Source organism: Geodermatophilus sp. SYSU D00079, from assembly GCF_054050635.1.
Window position 1 is genome coordinate 231650 of record NZ_JBJGZS010000004.1, and the last position, 16012, is coordinate 247661.

Sequence of the window (16012 nt, forward strand, 5' to 3'; positions counted from 1 at the left end):
GGCAGCGGCCGGTCCCGGGATCCCGGGGCCGGCCGCTGCCGTTCTGCGGTGACTCGTGCTCTGCCCGCCTGGGTGGGCAGAGCACGAGCGTGCCCGCGGTCCTTCAGTCGCGGAAGACGAGCGCTCCGCTGACCTGGGTGACGACCTCGTCCCAGGCCGGGCGCAGGACCGCGGCGTCCTCGGCGCGCAGGGCCGCGTCGGGCTCCCGCTCGGCGCGGGCGACGGCCCGGCCCAGCGGCTCGGTCGGCTGCAGCAGCACCTCCACCCGGGTCAGCCCGGCGTACTCGGCGACGTCCTGCACCCCCTCGACCGGCTGGCTGAGGGCGCGGTGGAGCACCAGCCCGGCGGCGCCGTCGGCGACCTCCGCCATCACCTCGGTCAGCTCGGTGAGGTCGTAGCGGTCCTGCTCGGCCGGCAGCGGCGGGACGTCGGTGCCGGCCACCTCCGGCCACGAGGCGATCTCGGTGAGGTCGTGCTCCTCGGTGCCGGCGCAGAAGCGGGTGAGGTCGGCGGCGGAGGAGAACAGGAAGACCTCGCCGTCGCGGCCGAGGAAGCGGGCCCGGTCGTCGACGTAGCAGCGCAGCGTCAGGCCGGCGCCCTCGGGCACGACGAACTCCACCGGCAGGATGCCGACGCCCTCCCAGAACTGCGCGGCCTTGGCCACCTCGGTGGCCGGGACGTCGATGCGGCCCGGTCGGGCGATCGCGCTCACCGGCGTCGCCGCGGGCGTGCTCCCGCCGGCCGGGGCCTCCACGACGTCGGCCAGGTCGTCCTCGCCCTCCTCGGCCGCCGACGGGTAGTCCGAGAGCGCGACGGTGCCGCCGCCGGTCCAGTCCAGGTGCGGCGCCAGCTCCTCCAGGACGTCCTCCCAGAGGTCGTCGAGCGCGCTGCCGACGCCGAGCCACGCGTCCTCGCCGGCGCGGCCGACGAAGGCGTCCACGCCCAACCCGAGCGAGCCGATCTCGGGGCGGGCCACCAGCTCCGCCAGGGCGCCGAACTCCCCGCCGCGCTCGACGTCGGCGGCCGGGCGGCGGTCGAGGTCCACGTCGGCGTCGACGTCCCTGTCCTCGTCCTCGTCGGTCAGGTCCTCGTCGAGGTCGTCGTCCTCGTCACCGAGGTCGAGGCACTCGGCGAGCCGGCTGACGATGTCGATGGTGGCGGCCAGCTCCTCGACCGCCCAGCGGTCGGCGTTCTCCGCGGCGGTGTCGTAGACGCCGTCGAGGTCGTAGCGGTGGTCGTCGTCCGGGGTGAGGTCCTCGGCGCCGAGCCCGACGACGACCGGCCAGACCGGGTGGTCGGCGAGGTCGTGGTCGGTGCGGGTGCGGCAGAACGCCGCCAGGGCAGCGGGGGTCGGGAAGAGGTGGACCGTCGCGGTGTCACCCTCGGACGTGCCGAGGAACGCCTGCCACTCCTCGCCGTCCTCCTCCCACGGCGGGGCCCACAGGGTGTAGCCGGTGCGGTCGTCGACGGTCAGGGAGATGGGGACGATGCTGGGCCTGGCCACGGCGCCCATCCTGCCCGGTCCGCCGGGAAGCGCACCTCCGGGTCGTCACAGCCCCATCGGGTGCCAGACCGTCTTGGTCTCCAGGAACGGGGTCAGCCGGGTCAGCCCGGGGTCGGCCGTCCAGTCCGGCTCCTCCACCGGCGGGCGCAGCACCCGCTTGATGCTGCCCGCGGCCAGCCGCTCCAGCTCCATCGCCCGGCCGGCGGGGGCCCCGGTGAGGTCCACGGCGTCGACGTCGTCGTGCTCGGCCAGCCAGGGCCCGATCTCCCCGGCGTCCCCGGTGAGCAGGTTGACCACGCCGGCCGGGACGTCGCTGGTCGCCAGCACCTCGCCGAGGGTGACCGCGGGCAGCGGGCGGTCCCTCGACGTCACCACGACGGCGGTGTTGCCACCGGCCAGCACCGGGGCGAGCACGCTCACCAGGCCGAGCAGCGAGGAGCGCTGCGGCGCGAGGACGGCGACCACCCCGGTGGGCTCGGGCAGCGAGAAGTCGAAGTACGGGCCGGCGACCGGGTTGGCCCCGCCGAGGACGGCGCCGAGCTTGTCGGTCCAGCCCGCGTACCAGACCCAGCGGTCGATGGCGGCGTCGACGGCGGCGCGGGCCTTGGAGCCGGACAGGCCCTCACCCCCGGCGACCTCCTCGCAGAACTGGGCGTGCCGGCCCTCCATCACCTCGGCCACCCGGTACAGCACCTGGCCGCGGTTGTAGGCGGTGGCACCGGACCACTTCCCGAACGCGGCCCGGGCGGCGACCACGGCGTCCCGGGCGTCCTTGCGGGAGGCCCAGGCGGCGTTGGCGAGGAAGTGCCCCTTGGCGTCGGTGACCTCGTAGGTGCGGCCGGACTCCGAGCGCGGGAACGCCCCGTTGACGTAGAGCTTGTAGGTCTTGCGGACCGCGAGCCGGTCGTTCACGCCGACGCTCCCTTCAGGTACGCGGCGAGCCCGTGCCGGCCGCCCTCGCGGCCGTAGCCGGACTGCTTGTAGCCGCCGAAGGGCGACGTGGGGTCGAACTTGTTGAACGTGTTGGCCCACACCACGCCGGCGCGGAGCCGGTCGGCGATCGCCAGGATGCGCGACCCCTTCTCCGTCCAGATGCCGGCCGACAGCCCGTAGGTGGTGTTGTTGGCCTTGGCGACGGCCTCGTCCGGCGTCCGGAAGGTGAGGACGGACAGCACCGGCCCGAACACCTCGTCGCGGGCGATGCGGTGGGCGGGGGAGACGTCGGTGAAGACCGTCGGCGGGAACCAGAAGCCCCGCTCGGGCAGCTCGCAGTCCGGCTGCCAGCGCTGCGCGCCCTCGGCCTCCCCGACGTCGGACAGCTCGCGGATGCGCGCCAGCTGCTCGGCGGAGTTGATCGCGCCGATGTCGGTGTTCTTGTCCAGCGGGTCGCCGAGGCGCAGGGTGCCGATCCGCCGCTGCAGCGAGGCGATCACCTCGTCGTGGACCGACTCCTGCACCAGCAGCCGGGAGCCCGCGCAGCAGACGTGCCCCTGGTTGAAGAAGATGCCCTGCACGATGCCCTCGACGGCCTGGTCGATCGGGGCGTCGTCGAAGACGATGTTGGCCGCCTTGCCGCCGAGCTCGAGGGTGAGCTGCTTGCGGGTGCCGGCGACCGCGCGGGCGATGGAGCGGCCCACCTCGGTGGAGCCGGTGAACGCCACCTTGTCGACGTCGTCGTGCTCGACGACCGCCCGCCCGGTGTCACCCGCGCCGGTCACGATGTTGACCACGCCCGGCGGCAGGTCGGCCTGGCGGCAGACCTCGGCGAACAGCAGCGCGGTCAGCGGGGTGGTCTCGGCCGGCTTCAGGACGACGGTGTTGCCCGTGGCGAGGGCCGGGGCGACCTTCCACGCGAGCATCAGCAGGGGGAAGTTCCACGGGATGACCTGCCCGGCCACGCCCAGCGGCCGCGGGCCCGGCCCGAGGCCGGCCCAGTCCAGCTTGTCGGCCCAGCCCGCGTGGTAGAAGAAGTGCGCCGCGGCCAGGGGGACGTCGACGTCGCGGGACTCCCGGATCGGCTTGCCGTTGTCCAGCGACTCCAGGACGGCGAACTCCCGCGCCCGCTCCTGCAGCAGCCGCGCGATGCGGAACAGGTACTTGCCGCGGTCGGCCGGGCGCATGGGGCCCCACACGCGGGTGTAGGCGCGGCGGGCGGCGCGGACGGCGCGGTCGACGTCCTCGGCCGTGCCCTGGGCGACCTCGGCGAGCACCTCCTCGGTGGCCGGGTTGACCGTCTTGAGGGTCTCGCCGGTGCCGTCGACGAACTCGCCGTCGACGAACAGCCCGTAGGACGGCGCGATGTCGACGATCGACCGCGACTCGGGCGCGGGGGCGTACTCGAAGGGGGTGCTCATCGTCAGTCCACCGTCACGTGGTCGGGGCCGGAGTAGTGGCCGGTGTGCAGCTTCTGCCGCTGCAGGAGCAGGTCGTTGAGCAGGCTGGAGGCGCCGAAGCGGAACCAGTCGGGGGAGAGCCAGTCGGGCCCGGCGACCTCGTTGACGAGGACCAGGTGCTTGACGGCGTCCTTGGTGTTCCGGATGCCCCCGGCGGGCTTGACCCCGACCTGGCGGCCGGTGGCGGCGCGGAAGTCGCGGACCGCCTCGAGCATCACCAGGCAGACCGGCAGGGTGGCGGCCGGGGAGATCTTGCCGGTGGAGGTCTTGATGAAGTCGCCGCCGGCCAGCATCGCCAGCCAGGAGGCGCGGCGGACGGCGTCGAGGGTGACCAGCTCGCCGGTCTCGAGGATGACCTTGAGGTGGGCGTCGCCGCAGGCCTCCTTGACCGCGACGATCTCGTCGTGGACGTCGAGGTAGCGGCCGGCGAGGAAGGCGCCGCGGTCGATGACCATGTCGATCTCGTCGGCGCCGTTGGCCACGGCGTCCCGGACGTCGGCGAGCTTGACCGCCCGGCTGGCCCGGCCGCTGGGGAAGGCGGTGGCGACGGCGGCGGTGTGGATGCCGGAGCCGGCCAGGGCCTCGGCCGCGACACCGGCCAGGTCGCCGTAGACGCAGACCGCGGCCACCCGCGGGCACGACGGGTCGCCCGGGTCGGGGCGGCGGGCCTTGGCGGCCAGCGAGCGCACCTTGCCCGGGGTGTCGGCGCCCTCGAGGGTGGTGAGGTCGACCATCGAGATGGCCGTGTCGATCGCCCAGGCCTTGGCGGTGGTCTTGATCGACCGGGTGCCGAGCACCGCGACCCGCGACTCGGCGCCGACCTGGTCGACGCCCGGGAGGCCGTGCAGGAAGGCCCGGAGGGCGGCGTCCGAGCGGGTCACGTCGCGGAACGGCGCCAGGGGCTCGCGCCGCGGCGGGGTCTCCGCCGTCAGGGCGTCGGGGTCGAGCACGTGGGTCATGCCGGCATTCTCTCCTGAGCGCGCTCCGGCCCGGCCGATACGGTGGCGCCCGTGCAGCTGACCGTCGTCGACCACCCCCTCGCCCGTGCCCGTCTGACCCGCATGCGGGACGAGCGGACCGACAACGCGGCGTTCCGCGCGGCGCTGCGCGAGCTCACCCAGATGCTGGTCTACGAGGCCACCCGCGACCTCGCCGTGGCCGAGGACCCCATCACCACCCCGGTCACCACCACGACCGGGTACCGGCTGGCCGCGCCGCCGCTGATCGTGCCGGTGCTCCGGGCCGGCCTGGGCATGGCCGACACCGCGCACGGGATGTTGCCGGAGTCGCAGATGGGCTTCGTCGGCCTGGCCCGCAACGAGGTGACCTTCCAGCCGGAGGCGTACATGGCCTCGCTGCCGGAGTCCCTGGTCGACCGCGAGGTGTTCGTCCTCGACCCGATGCTGGCCACCGGCGGCTCCCTGGTGCACTGCTGCGGGCTGCTGACCGCCCGCGGTGCCACCTCGATCACCGTGCTGTGCGCACTCGCCGCGCCGGAGGGCATCACGCGGCTGGAGGAGAGCAGGCTGCCGCTGCGGGTCTTCACCGCCTCGGTCGACGAGGGGCTCAACGACAAGGCCTACATCGTGCCGGGCCTCGGTGACGCCGGGGACCGCCAGTTCGGGGCGGTGTGACCGTGCGCTTCGGGGTGCTCGGCACCGGCCACTGGGCGCAGACCGTCCACGCCGCCGCGCTCGCCGAGCACCCGACGGCGTCCCTGGCGGGCGTGTGGGGCCGCGACCTGGCCAAGGCCAAGGCCGTCGGCGCGGAGTTCGACGTGCCCGGCTACTCCGACCTCGACGCGCTGCTGGCGGAGGTCGACGCGGTGGCGATCGCCGTCCCGCCGTCGGTCCAGGTCGAGCTGGTCGAGCGGGCCGCGGCGGCCGGCAAGCACCTGCTGCTGGAGAAGCCGATCGGGCTGTCGCTCGCCGAGGCCGACCGGGTGGTGACCGCGGTGCGCTCGGCGGGGGTCGCCTCGGTCGTCTTCTTCACCTTCCGCTTCCAGACCGGCACCGCCACCTGGCTGGCCCAGGCCGGGCGCACGATGCTCGCCGGCGGCGCCGGCACGTGGCTGAGCGCCCTGGCCGGCAGCCCCTTCGACTCGGCGTGGCGCCGGCAGCACGGGGCGCTCTGGGACATCGGGCCGCACGCCCTCTCGCTGCTCCTCCCGGCGCTCGGGCCCGTGACGTCGGTGCAGGCCGGCGGCGGGTCCGGCGACACCGTGCACCTGGTGCTGCAGCACTCCGCCGGGGTGTCCTCGACGGTGACCCTGTCGCACACGGTGGCGCCGATGTCGACGGGCATCGAGTTCTACGTGCACGGGGACGCCGGCCGTGTCGTCCTGCTGCCCGACACCGAGCACCCGGTGGAGGCGCTGACGGTGGCGGTCGAGGAGCTGGGCCAGGCGGCGCTGACCGGGGGCACGCACCCCTGCGACGTCGGCTTCGCCCGTGAGGTGGTCGCGGTGCTGGCGACGGCGGAGCGGGCGCTGGCGTCGGGGTGCCGGGAGCCGGTGTCCGGCTGAGCGCGTGGGCGGTGCCCTAGCCGGTGTTCCTCGTGCTCTGCGGGTGCTGTAGCACCCGCAGAGCACGAGGAACACCGGCAGTGCGGGGTGCCGCGGGCGCTCCCTGCGGTGTCCGCCCCGCTCCTGCGACTGGGCCTCGCCGCAGAGGCGCGCGCACCACCGCACCAGGCGATGCGGTCAGTCGTACGGGTCGGTGAGGACGGCGTTGGCCTGCAGGACGGCGAACGTGACCGGCGGCCCGTCGGTGGTGGTCGTGCCCGGGACGTCGGCGCTCGCCCCGCCGTCGACGCTGTACGTACCGCTCCAGGTGGTGGTCAGCGCGGCGGTGTAGGTGCCGCTGCGGTACTCGTGGCTGACCGTGTGGTGCGGGTAGGGGGCGCCGGGGTCGGTGCTGGTGAGCTCGGTGCCGTCGCCGGTGTGCCAGGTGAAGCCGGTGGCCGTGGCGACGATGTCGACGTCGAACCCGCGGATGTCCACGCTGAAGGTCTGGGTGGTCGGGCCGTCGGTGTAGAAGACGACGGGCAGACCCACCAGACCGTTGCCCGGTGGCTGCTGCTGGGTGGGCAGCTGCGGCAGGGGGAGGGTCTGGAAGTAGCGGAACACCTCGCCGGGGGACGGCGGCGGGTTCAGTTCCGTGATGTCCACGCACGCCTGCGCGAGGGCGGTCCAACCCCCGACTGGCGTGCCCGGGGCCGCTCCGAGCGCGTCGAACCCGTCGACGGTCGTGCCGTCGGGCAGGACGAGTCGTTGCTGCTCGATGACTAGCATCTGGACGACGCGATCCGGGGCTGTGGGACAGAAGGCGTCGTCTTCTGCTCGACATGTCGAGCCGAGAGCGGTGTCGACAGCGCACGGTGCGCTGAGCCGATAGGCGTATGGGGAAGCCATCACGGCCTCGTTGCTAGCCAGCCATGCGCGGTCAGGTCCCTGTGCGACATATGCAGCGGCCAGAGCACCCGGGACGTACCCTACGGCGGGCTCCGCGCAAGTAATCCTGCACTGCTCGTCCGCTGCAGCGGCGGGCGCACTATGCGCTAGTACCACACCAACAGTTGCCAACACGACAGCCGGAAAGCGCATCCCGTTACGCACCGAAACTCAATTGCGTCATGAGCCATGAATGCTGCTGTCCGTCCCAGCGGAAGCTCGCGCTAGACAACACGTTGGGCTTGTAGTCGAAAACAAGCCCCGGAACTGGCTGTTGGGTCTCATTGACAACCGTCAAGGGAGCCTGCTCAACTCGAAAGGCCAGTTCTGCTGTGGTCCCGTGGACCAAAGGCTCGCCGAGTTGAAGAATTCGTAGCTCGCCGCCTTCGTACCGGTATCCCGCTGATAGGTCCGACTCGTTGTCATTGGCGATCCGGGCGCACCCCATGCACCCCTCGCTGAACTCGCGGAGGGGAGCGGCGTCCATGACGGTGGAGGTCCGGTTGATCAGGTCGATGTAGTACCGCACGAAGGCCTCCGCGCCGGCTGCGTCCTGGGTGCGGGCCTCGTCGGGCATCGGCATGTCTGCGGGGCCGAGAGGTGGGAGTGCATCCTCCGTCGGGCTGGGCACCGCGCTCGCGCTCGGCAGCGTGTCGGCGGCCGGCCGCTCCTCCGAACACCCGCTCAGCAGGGCTGCCGCCATCGCGAGCCCAGCGCAGAGACGCAGGCGCCACCGCCGTGTCACGTCCACCCCCAGTTGATCACCGATCCGCCCGGACACTACGGAGCACCGCCGACCCAGGCACGGCGCCCTGTGGACAACCACCCGATCGCATTGCCGGCGCTGCGGGGCCGGCCGCGCACGGGGTATGCCGACCAATGGCAAGGCCGGCGAGGCCGTCATGTGGCCCGTGTCACGATCTGCGCATGACTTCCACCTGGGCAAACAGCGTGCGGGCGGCCGCTGTCGCCGTCGCCATCTCCCTCCTGGCGTCGGCCTGCGGCGGCGACGACGCGGCGGGGGAGGGTGACAGTGACCAGGGCGGTGGCGGGGGGCAGGCCACCGAGACGATCGCGCTCGGCGTCATCCCCATCATCGACGTCGCGCCCGTCTACCTGGGCCAGGAGCAGGGCTTCTTCGAGGACCAGGGCATCGAGCTCGACCTCAGCGCGGGGCAGGGTGGGGCGGCGATCGTCCCCGGTGTCGCCAGCGGGAGCATCGACATCGGCTTCGGCAACAACCTGTCGCTGGTGGTCGCCGCGTCCAACGGGCTGCCCCTCCAGGTGATCTCCAGTGCGGTCGACAGCACCGGTGACCCGGAGCGCGACCCGTTCACGATCGTCACCGCGGACCCGGCGATCACCCGCCCCGCCGACCTCGCCGGCCGGACGGTCGCCACGAACACCATCAACGCCATCGGGGACACGGTGGTCAAGGCGTCGGTGCGGGCGGACGGCGGCGACCCGGACGCGGTCACCTTCGTCGAGCTGCCCTTCCCCAACATGGCCGCGGCGCTGCAGGCCGGGGACGTCGACGCCGCCTGGCTGGTGGAGCCCTTCGTGACCCTCGCCGAGGGCCAGGGCATCCGCGTGCTGACCACGCCGCTGAACGACTTCACCGACGTCCAGGTGGAGGTCTCCACCTACTTCACGAGCACCGCGTACGCCGCCGAGAACGCCGAGCTCGTCGAGCGGTTCACCACGGCGATGGAGCAGTCGCTCACCTACGCGCAGGAGAACCCCGACGCGGTGCGCGCCATCCTGCCCACCTACCTCGACCTGCCCCCGGAGGTCGCCGCCGAGGTGCGCCTGCCCGAGTGGAACACCGAGGTGAGCGAGGAGACCTTCGAGCTCTACACCGAGCTGCCCGAGGCTCAGGGGCTGCTGGGCGGGGAGGTCGACCTGGACACCCTGCTGGCGCCGGTCCGCTGACCGACCCGGTCCGGGGTCGGCCGCCGATGCCGACCCCGACCGGGCGGGTCAGCACACCGAGCTCGCTGGGCCAGGGTCGTGGAGACCAGCCAGCCGATCGTGTGGAGCCCCGGTGACCACCTCCGCGCCCTAGGCACCCAGGCGGTCGGCGAGCTCCTCGAACGAGCGCACCGACAGGTCGGCGTCCGGGTCGGTCTGCGGTGGCACCTGCCGGCCGCCGAACTCGTCGGGCCGGTGCACGTAGGCGGTGCGCAGGCCGCGGGCGCGGGCCGCGGCGAGGTCCTCGACGTGGGCGGCGACCATCAGCACCGCGGACGGCGGGAGCGCCAGCAGCCGGGGTGCGGCGTCGTACACCTCCGGGTCGGGCTTGTAGTGCTGCACGATCTCCGCGCCGAGCACGCAGTCCCAGGGCAGCCCGGCCCGCTTGGCCATGTCCACGATCAGCGCCACGTTGCCGTTGGACAGCGGCGCCAGGACGTGCGCCGCGGACAGCCGGGTGAGCCCCGGGACGACGTCGGGCCACGGGTCCAGCCGGTGCCAGGCCAGCACCAGCTCGTCGCGCACCTCGGGCGGTACGTCGCGCAGCCCCGCGTCCGCCAGCACCGGGGACAGCGAGGCGCGGTGCAGGGCGTCCAGCGGCGTCCACGGCAGCTCGCCCGAGCGCACCCGCTCCATCGACGGCACGTACCGGTCCCGCCAGTCGTCGGCGAGCGCCTCGGCGTCGACCGACGGCCCCAGCAACCGGCGCGCCTCCCGCGCGACGCCGCCGCGCCAGTCGACCACCGTGCCGAACACGTCGAACACCAGCGCCCGCACGTCCACCGGCTACACCCCCAGGGCGGCGGCCATCTCGGCGCGCAGCTCGTCGAGCTCGTCGGCGCCCCGGCCGCGCGCGGCGATCAGCCCCGCGTCGTCGTGCACCGGCACCACCGTCTCGAGGTACGCCTTGAGCTTGGGCTCGGTGCCGCTGGGCCGCACGATCACCCGCACGCCGTCGCCGAGCAGCCGGACGGCGTCCACCGGCGGCTCCTCGTGCGCCAGGTCGGCGACGGCGACCTCCCGGCCCAGCAGGCGGGTGGGTGGGGCCGAGCGCAGCCGGGCCATCATCGCGCCGATCCGGGAGAGGTCCTCCACCCGCACCGACAGCTGCCCGGTGACGAACAGCCCGTGCTCGCCGGCCAGCTCGTCGAGCCGGTCCAGCAGGGTGCGCCCGGAGGCCTTGAGCTCGGCGGCGAGCAGGGCCACGGCGAGGGCGGCGGAGATGCCGTCCTTGTCCTTGACCACCTGCGGCGCGACGGCGTACCCCAGCGCCTCCTCGTAGCCGAAGACGAGCGGGGCCTCGTCGGTGCCGGCGCGGACGATCCACTTGAAACCGGTGGGGGTCTCGGCGAACCGCACCCCGTGGGCCGCGGCGAGGGCGGACAGCAGCGAACCGCTGACCAGGGACGCCGCGTAGGTGCCCCGCACCCCGCGGCGCAGCAGCCAGTCGGCGAGCAGCGCGCCCACCTCGTCGCCGGTCAGCTGCCGTCCGCCGCAGACCACCGAGCAGCGGTCGGCGTCGGGGTCCTCGGCGATGGCGACGTCGGCGTCCACCCGCGCGGCCAGGGCCTGCAGCAGGTCGACCGCGCCCGGCTCCTCCGGGTTGGGGAAGGTGACGGTCGGGAACGCCGGGTCGGGGGACTCCTGCGCGTCGACGCCGACCGGCGGTGCGAACCCCGCGGCGGCGAACACCGCGCGGGTGGTCCCGGCCCCGACCCCGTGCATCGCGGTGTAGGCGACGGTCAGCGCGGCGCGGTCGGCGGCCGGCACGCGGCCGGGCTCCAGGGCGGCCACGACGGCGGCGACGTAGTCGGCCTGCACGTCGTCCCCGAGGGTGACCCAGTCGTCGGAGCGCGGCACCTCCCGCGCCGGCCCGACGGCGGAGATGGCGGCCTCGATCAACCGGTCGGCCGGGGGCACCAGCTGGGCGCCGTCGTCGAGGTAGACCTTGTAGCCGTTGTCGTCGGGCGGGTTGTGGCTGGCGGTCACCATCACCCCGGCCACGCAACCCAGGTGCCGGACGGCGAAGGCCAGCACGGGCGTGGGCAGCGGCCGCGGCAGCACCTGCACGGCGAACCCGGCCGCCGCGAGGACCGCCGCGGACACCCGGGCGAACTCGTCGGAGCGGCGGCGGGCGTCGAACCCGATGACCACCCCGCCCCCCGCCTGCCCGGACTCGGCGAGGTACCGGGCCAGGCCCGCGGCGGCCCGCGTGACGACCGCGGCGTTCATGCCGGCCGGCCCCGCGCGCAGCGGTCCGCGCAGCCCCGCGGTGCCGAAGGTCAGCGGCCCGGCGAACCGGCGCTCCAGCTCGGCGGTGTCCCCGGCCCCGACCAGCGCCTCGATCTCGGCGCGGTCCCCGGGGTGGGGGTCGGCGTCGGCCCAGTCGCGGGCCCGGGCGAGCAGGGTCACCGCTCCACCCCGCTGCCCGGGGCGATGTCGCCGCGGGGCAGGGGCGGCTCGAAGTGCTCCGCGTCGAACTCCGCCGTCGTGTACTCGCCGCCCACCCGCGCGTGCACCGGGTCGGTCAGGTCGGGCTCGCCGTGCACCTCGACCAGCGCCGGGGCGAAGACCTCGGCGTCGTCGGCCGGCTCGTAGCCCAGCGCGCGGGCGGCGGTGAGGTCCCACCAGTTGCGGGTGTTCGCCGAGACGCCCCACACGACGGCGAACCCGGGGGCGGGCGCCCGCAGCGCGGCGTCGACCAGCCCGACCTGGTCGCCGGGGGACAGCCAGGTGGACAGCTGGCGCACCGTCGTCGGCTCGGGGAAGGCGCTGCCGATCCGCAGGCAGACGACGTCGAGCCCGTACCGGTCCGCGTAGAGCGAGCCGAGCGCCTCCATCGCGGCCTTGGAGACGCCGTAGTAGGTGTCCGGCCGGGGCGGGGCGTCGACCTCGCGCAGCAGGCCGCCGTCGGGGCGCGGCGTGTAGCCGGTCGCGTGGTTGCTGCTGGCGAGGACGACGCGGGGGACCCCGGCCCGCCGCGCGGCCTCCAGCACGCAGTAGGTGCCATCGATGTTGGCGTGCGAGATCGCCGCCCAGGTCGACTCCGTGGCGATCCCGGCCAGGTGCACCACCGCGGAGACGCCGGTGACGGCGTCCTCCACCGCGGCCAGGTCGGTGACGTCGGCGACCACCTGCTCCTCGCCGGGCCGGGCGTCGGGCAGCGGGACGACGTCGAGGGAGCGGACCGCCCAGCCGCGCTCGGGCAGGCCGCCGCGCAGCACCGTCCCGATCCGCCCGGCCGCGCCGGTCACCAGCACGGGGCCGCTCATGCCAGCCGCCCCACGAACTCGACGAGGAACTCGCCCAGCCGACCGGCGGCCGCCTTGCCCGCGGCGAGCACCTCCTCGTGGTCGAGCTTCTCGCCGGTGATGCCGGCCGCGGCGTTGGTGACCATCGACAGGCCCAGCACCTCCAGGCCGGCGGCGCGGGCGGCGATCGCCTCCAGCGCCGTGGACATGCCCACCAGGTCCGCGCCGAGGGTGCGCAGCATCCGGATCTCGGCCGGCGTCTCGTAGTGCGGGCCGGGCAGCGCCGCGTACACGCCCTCGGTCAGCGACGGGTCCAGCTCCCGGGCCAGGGACCGCAGCCGCGCGGAGTACAGGTCGGTGAGGTCGACGAAGGTCGCGCCCACCAGCGGGGAGCGGGCGGTCAGGTTCAGGTGGTCGCTGATCAGCACCGCCTGGCCGACGCGGTGGTCCGGCGCCAGCCCACCGGCGGCGTTGGTGAGCACGACGGTCCGCACCCCCGCCGCGGCCGCCGTCCGGACGCCGTGCACGACCGGCTCGACACCACGGCCCTCGTAGAGGTGCGTGCGGCCGAGGAACAGCAGCACCCGGCGCCGGCCGACCCGCACCGAGCGGACCTCCCCGCCGTGCCCGACCGCCGTCGGCGCGGCGAAGCCGGGGAGGCCCCCGATGGCGACGCTGCCCTCGGCGGCCCCGAACGCGTCCGCGGCCGGGGCCCAGCCGGACCCCATGACGATGGCGACGTCGTGGCCGCCGCCGAGGGCGGCGGTGAGGTCGTCGGCCGCGCGGGCGGCCAGGGCTGAGGGGTCGTCGGGCGAAGGTGAACTCACGCGGCGACGCTAGCCCAGCGCCCGCGCGCCGGTCGCGCTCTCGCCGACCAGCCGAACGGCGTGATCGTCCCTACACTCCGCAGCGTGCAGATCCCCTTCCACTCCTCCGAGCGCGCCAGCCTGGGCGTCGAGTGGGAGCTGCAGCTGGTCGACCTGCAGACCCGGCAGTTGACCGCCGGCGCGGTGGAGATCCTCGAGGAGATCCGGCCCGAGGGCGCCGAGGAGCACCCCAAGGCCAAGCACGAGCTGCTGCAGTCGACCGTCGAGATCATCACCGGCATCTGCACCACCGTCGGGGAGGCCAAGGCCGACCTCGCCGGCACCCTGGCCGAGGTGCAGGCCGCCGCCGCGCGCCGCGGCCTGGGCCTCATGTGCGCCGGCACCCACCCGATCACCGACTGGCAGACCCAGCAGATCTCGCCCAAGGAGCGCTACCTCCAGCTGGTGGAGAAGATGCAGTGGCTGGCCCGGCGGCTGCAGATCTTCGGGGTGCACGTGCACGTCGGCGTCCGCGCGCCGGAGAAGGCGATCCCGATCGTCAACGCGCTCACCCAGTACGTGCCGCACTTCCTGGCGCTCTCGGCGTCCTCCCCGTACTGGGTCGGCGCCGACACCGGCCTGGCCAGTGCCCGCTCGAAGGTCTTCGAGGGGATGCCGACCGCCGGCCTGCCCTACCAGCTGTCGGGCTGGGACCGCTTCGAGGAGTACATGGAGACCCTGATCTCCACGCACGCCATCGAGAGCGTGCGCGAGGTCTGGTGGGACATCCGCCCGCACCCCGACTTCGGCACCGTCGAGCTGCGCATCTGCGACGGCCTGCCGACCCTCGACGAGATCGGCGCGGTCGCCGCGCTGTCGCAGTGCCTGGTGGAGCAGTTCGACCGCGAGCTCGACCGCGGCTACACCCTGCCGGTGCCGGCGGGCTGGGTGCTGCGGGAGAACAAGTGGCGGGCGGCCCGCTACGGGCTCGACGCCGACATCGTCGTCGACGAGAAGGGCACCGTGCGGCCGGTGCGCCAGGCGATCGCCGACCTGGTCGAGGACCTCACGCCGACGGCCCGGCGGCTCGGCTGCGAGGCGGAGCTGGCCGACGTCCTGCGCGTCCTCGCCGTGGGCGCCTCCTACCAGCGGCAGCGCGCGGTCGCCGCCGCGCACGACGGCGACCTGTGCGCGGTGGTCGACAGCCTGCTCGCCGAGCTGCGCGACGGCCTGCCCGCGAGCGCCCCGCCCCTCGACGGCCCGGCTCCCGGTCCCGCGGCGAGCCGTCCCGCCCCCGACCCGGCCGGGTCGGCCGGAGGACGCCCGGCGTGACGGAGTTCCCGGAGAAGCTGGGGACGGCGGTCGACGAGTGGGCCGCCGACCGCCAGCAGCAGCTGGTCGCGGTCCGCCGGCACCTGCACGCCCACCCCGAGCTGGCCCACGCCGAGTTCGAGACGACGTCGTTCATCGAGCAGCGGCTGCGCAACGCCGGGCTGGAGCCCCGGCGGCTGCCCAGCGGCACCGGCCTGGTCGTCGAGGTGGGCGACGGGCCCGGGCCGACCGTCGTGCTGCGGGCCGACATCGACGCGCTGCCGCTGGCCGACCTCAAGGACGTCCCGTACGCCTCGACCCGCGAGGGCCTGTGCCACGCCTGCGGGCACGACGTGCACACGACCGCCGTCCTCGGGGCGGCCCTGGCGCTGGCCGCCCTCGACGACCTCCCCGGCACCGTCCGCTGCGTCTTCCAGCCGGCCGAGGAGACCGTGCCCGGCGGGGCGACCGAGGTGGTCGCCGCCGGGGTGCTCGAGGGCGCCTCGCGGGCCTTCGCGCTGCACTGCGACCCGTCGCTGCCGGCCGGCACCGTGGGGCTGCGGACCGGCGCCATCACCGCCGCCTGCGACCGCATGGACGTCACCCTCACCGGTCCCGGCGGGCACACGGCCCGCCCGCAGCTCACCGTCGACCTCGTCGACGCCCTGGGCCGGCTGATCACCGACCTGCCGGCGCTGCTGTCCCGCCAGGTCGACCCGCGGGCCGGCATGTCGCTGGTCTGGGGCGCGGTGCAGGCCGGCGTCGCGGCCAACGCCATCCCGCAGCGCGGGCACCTGCGCGGCACGGTGCGCGTCCTGGACCGCGACACCTGGCAGGACGCCGAGACCCTGCTGCGCTCGCTGGTCGAGCGGGTGGCGGCCACCACCGGCGCCGAGGTGGACGTCGACTACATCCGCGGCGTGCCGCCGGTGGTCAACGACCCGCGCACGGTCGCGCTGCTGCGCTCGGCGGCGCTGGAGACGGTGGGCAACGACGGGCTGCGGCTGTCCCCGCAGAGCATGGGTGGGGAGGACTTCGGCTGGTTCGCCGACGTCCTGCCGATCGCGCTGGCCCGGCTGGGCACCCACGGGGGCGGCGCCCCGCTGGACCTGCACCGCGGCACGTTCGACGTCGACGAGCGGGCCATCGGCGTCGGGGTGCGGCTGCTGGCCCGGACCGCCCTGCACGCGCTGGCCGCCGACGCCGGGGGGGGGGGGGGGGGGGGGGGCCCCCCCCCCCCCCCCCGCCCCCCCCCCCCCCCACCCGGCGTATATAAAAACAAAATAAAAAGTGTGCCCCCACCAACATTATCACCCCCACAACAC

Annotated in this window: 15 protein-coding genes; 5 read left to right on the forward strand and 10 right to left on the reverse strand. The window is 74.5% G+C overall.

Annotated features, from left to right (window positions below):
• Nucleotides 1-103: 103 nt before the first annotated feature.
• From ACI79E_RS06225 to deoC, 4 genes are read right to left on the reverse strand one after another with little or no spacing between them, the layout of a single operon-like run.
• Nucleotides 104-1504 carry a hypothetical protein gene (locus ACI79E_RS06225; RefSeq protein ID WP_456931657.1) on the reverse strand — a complete coding sequence of 467 codons (1401 nt, stop codon included), beginning with the start codon at nucleotides 1502-1504 and terminating at the stop codon, nucleotides 104-106.
• A gap of 45 nt (nucleotides 1505-1549) precedes the next feature.
• Complete coding sequence (locus ACI79E_RS06230) at nucleotides 1550-2416, reverse strand: aldehyde dehydrogenase family protein (RefSeq protein WP_456931658.1); 867 nt, start codon at nucleotides 2414-2416, stop codon at nucleotides 1550-1552.
• Entirely contained in the window at nucleotides 2413-3858 is a 1446-nt protein-coding gene (locus tag ACI79E_RS06235) for an aldehyde dehydrogenase family protein (RefSeq protein WP_456931659.1), read from the reverse strand. The genes ACI79E_RS06230 and ACI79E_RS06235 overlap by 4 nt, the downstream gene beginning before the upstream one ends.
• 2 nt (nucleotides 3859-3860) lie before the next feature.
• The gene (gene deoC / locus ACI79E_RS06240; RefSeq protein WP_456931660.1) at nucleotides 3861-4856 is read right to left on the reverse strand and encodes a deoxyribose-phosphate aldolase; all 996 of its coding nucleotides are present in this window, start codon (nucleotides 4854-4856) and stop codon (nucleotides 3861-3863) included.
• Nucleotides 4857-4907: 51 nt separating this feature from the next.
• Between deoC and upp the strand changes: the two genes are divergently transcribed.
• Both upp and ACI79E_RS06250 read left to right on the forward strand, forming a co-directional pair.
• On the forward strand, nucleotides 4908-5531 hold the full coding sequence (gene upp, locus ACI79E_RS06245; RefSeq protein WP_456931661.1) for a uracil phosphoribosyltransferase: 624 nt from the start codon (nucleotides 4908-4910) through the stop codon (nucleotides 5529-5531).
• Nucleotides 5532-5533: 2 nt separating this feature from the next.
• Entirely contained in the window at nucleotides 5534-6421 is an 888-nt protein-coding gene (locus ACI79E_RS06250) for a Gfo/Idh/MocA family protein (RefSeq protein WP_456931662.1), read from the forward strand.
• A 177-nt stretch (nucleotides 6422-6598) separates the two neighbouring features.
• Here ACI79E_RS06250 and ACI79E_RS06255 read toward each other — a convergent pair whose 3' ends face one another.
• Entirely contained in the window at nucleotides 6599-7189 is a 591-nt protein-coding gene (locus tag ACI79E_RS06255; RefSeq protein ID WP_456931663.1) for a hypothetical protein, read from the reverse strand.
• A gap of 316 nt (nucleotides 7190-7505) precedes the next feature.
• Nucleotides 7506-8129, reverse strand: a complete 624-nt coding sequence (locus ACI79E_RS06260; RefSeq protein WP_456931664.1) for a DUF6318 family protein — start codon at nucleotides 8127-8129, stop codon at nucleotides 7506-7508.
• Between the two features lie 146 nt (nucleotides 8130-8275).
• On the opposite strand from ACI79E_RS06260, the gene ACI79E_RS06265 reads away from it, so the two are divergent.
• A complete protein-coding gene (locus ACI79E_RS06265) occupies nucleotides 8276-9280 on the forward strand; it encodes an ABC transporter substrate-binding protein (protein ID WP_456931665.1) in 1005 nt (334 codons plus the stop codon).
• A 129-nt stretch (nucleotides 9281-9409) separates the two neighbouring features.
• Here the strand turns inward: ACI79E_RS06265 and ACI79E_RS06270 are convergent, their stop codons facing one another.
• The 4 genes from ACI79E_RS06270 to ACI79E_RS06285 are packed head-to-tail and all read right to left on the reverse strand — an operon-like array spanning nucleotide 9410 to nucleotide 13397.
• Nucleotides 9410-10102: a haloacid dehalogenase type II gene (locus ACI79E_RS06270; protein ID WP_456931666.1), complete on the reverse strand. Its 693-nt coding sequence runs from the start codon at nucleotides 10100-10102 to the stop codon at nucleotides 9410-9412.
• A gap of 3 nt (nucleotides 10103-10105) precedes the next feature.
• Nucleotides 10106-11731, reverse strand: coding sequence for a phospho-sugar mutase (locus ACI79E_RS06275; protein ID WP_456931667.1), 1626 nt, complete (start codon nucleotides 11729-11731; stop codon nucleotides 10106-10108).
• A complete protein-coding gene (locus tag ACI79E_RS06280; RefSeq protein ID WP_456931668.1) occupies nucleotides 11728-12591 on the reverse strand; it encodes an NAD-dependent epimerase/dehydratase family protein in 864 nt (287 codons plus the stop codon). The genes ACI79E_RS06275 and ACI79E_RS06280 overlap by 4 nt, the downstream gene beginning before the upstream one ends.
• Complete coding sequence (locus ACI79E_RS06285) at nucleotides 12588-13397, reverse strand: purine-nucleoside phosphorylase (protein ID WP_456931669.1); 810 nt, start codon at nucleotides 13395-13397, stop codon at nucleotides 12588-12590. The genes ACI79E_RS06280 and ACI79E_RS06285 overlap by 4 nt, the downstream gene beginning before the upstream one ends.
• A gap of 84 nt (nucleotides 13398-13481) precedes the next feature.
• Here ACI79E_RS06285 and ACI79E_RS06290 point away from each other — a divergent pair, with 84 nt between their 5' ends.
• Together ACI79E_RS06290 and ACI79E_RS06295 are read left to right on the forward strand one after the other, a co-directional pair.
• Complete coding sequence (locus ACI79E_RS06290; RefSeq protein WP_456931670.1) at nucleotides 13482-14708, forward strand: glutamate--cysteine ligase; 1227 nt, start codon at nucleotides 13482-13484, stop codon at nucleotides 14706-14708.
• The coding region (locus ACI79E_RS06295; RefSeq protein ID WP_456931671.1) for an amidohydrolase at nucleotides 14705-16012 on the forward strand (1308 nt) is incomplete at its 3' end. The genes ACI79E_RS06290 and ACI79E_RS06295, both read left to right, overlap by 4 nt.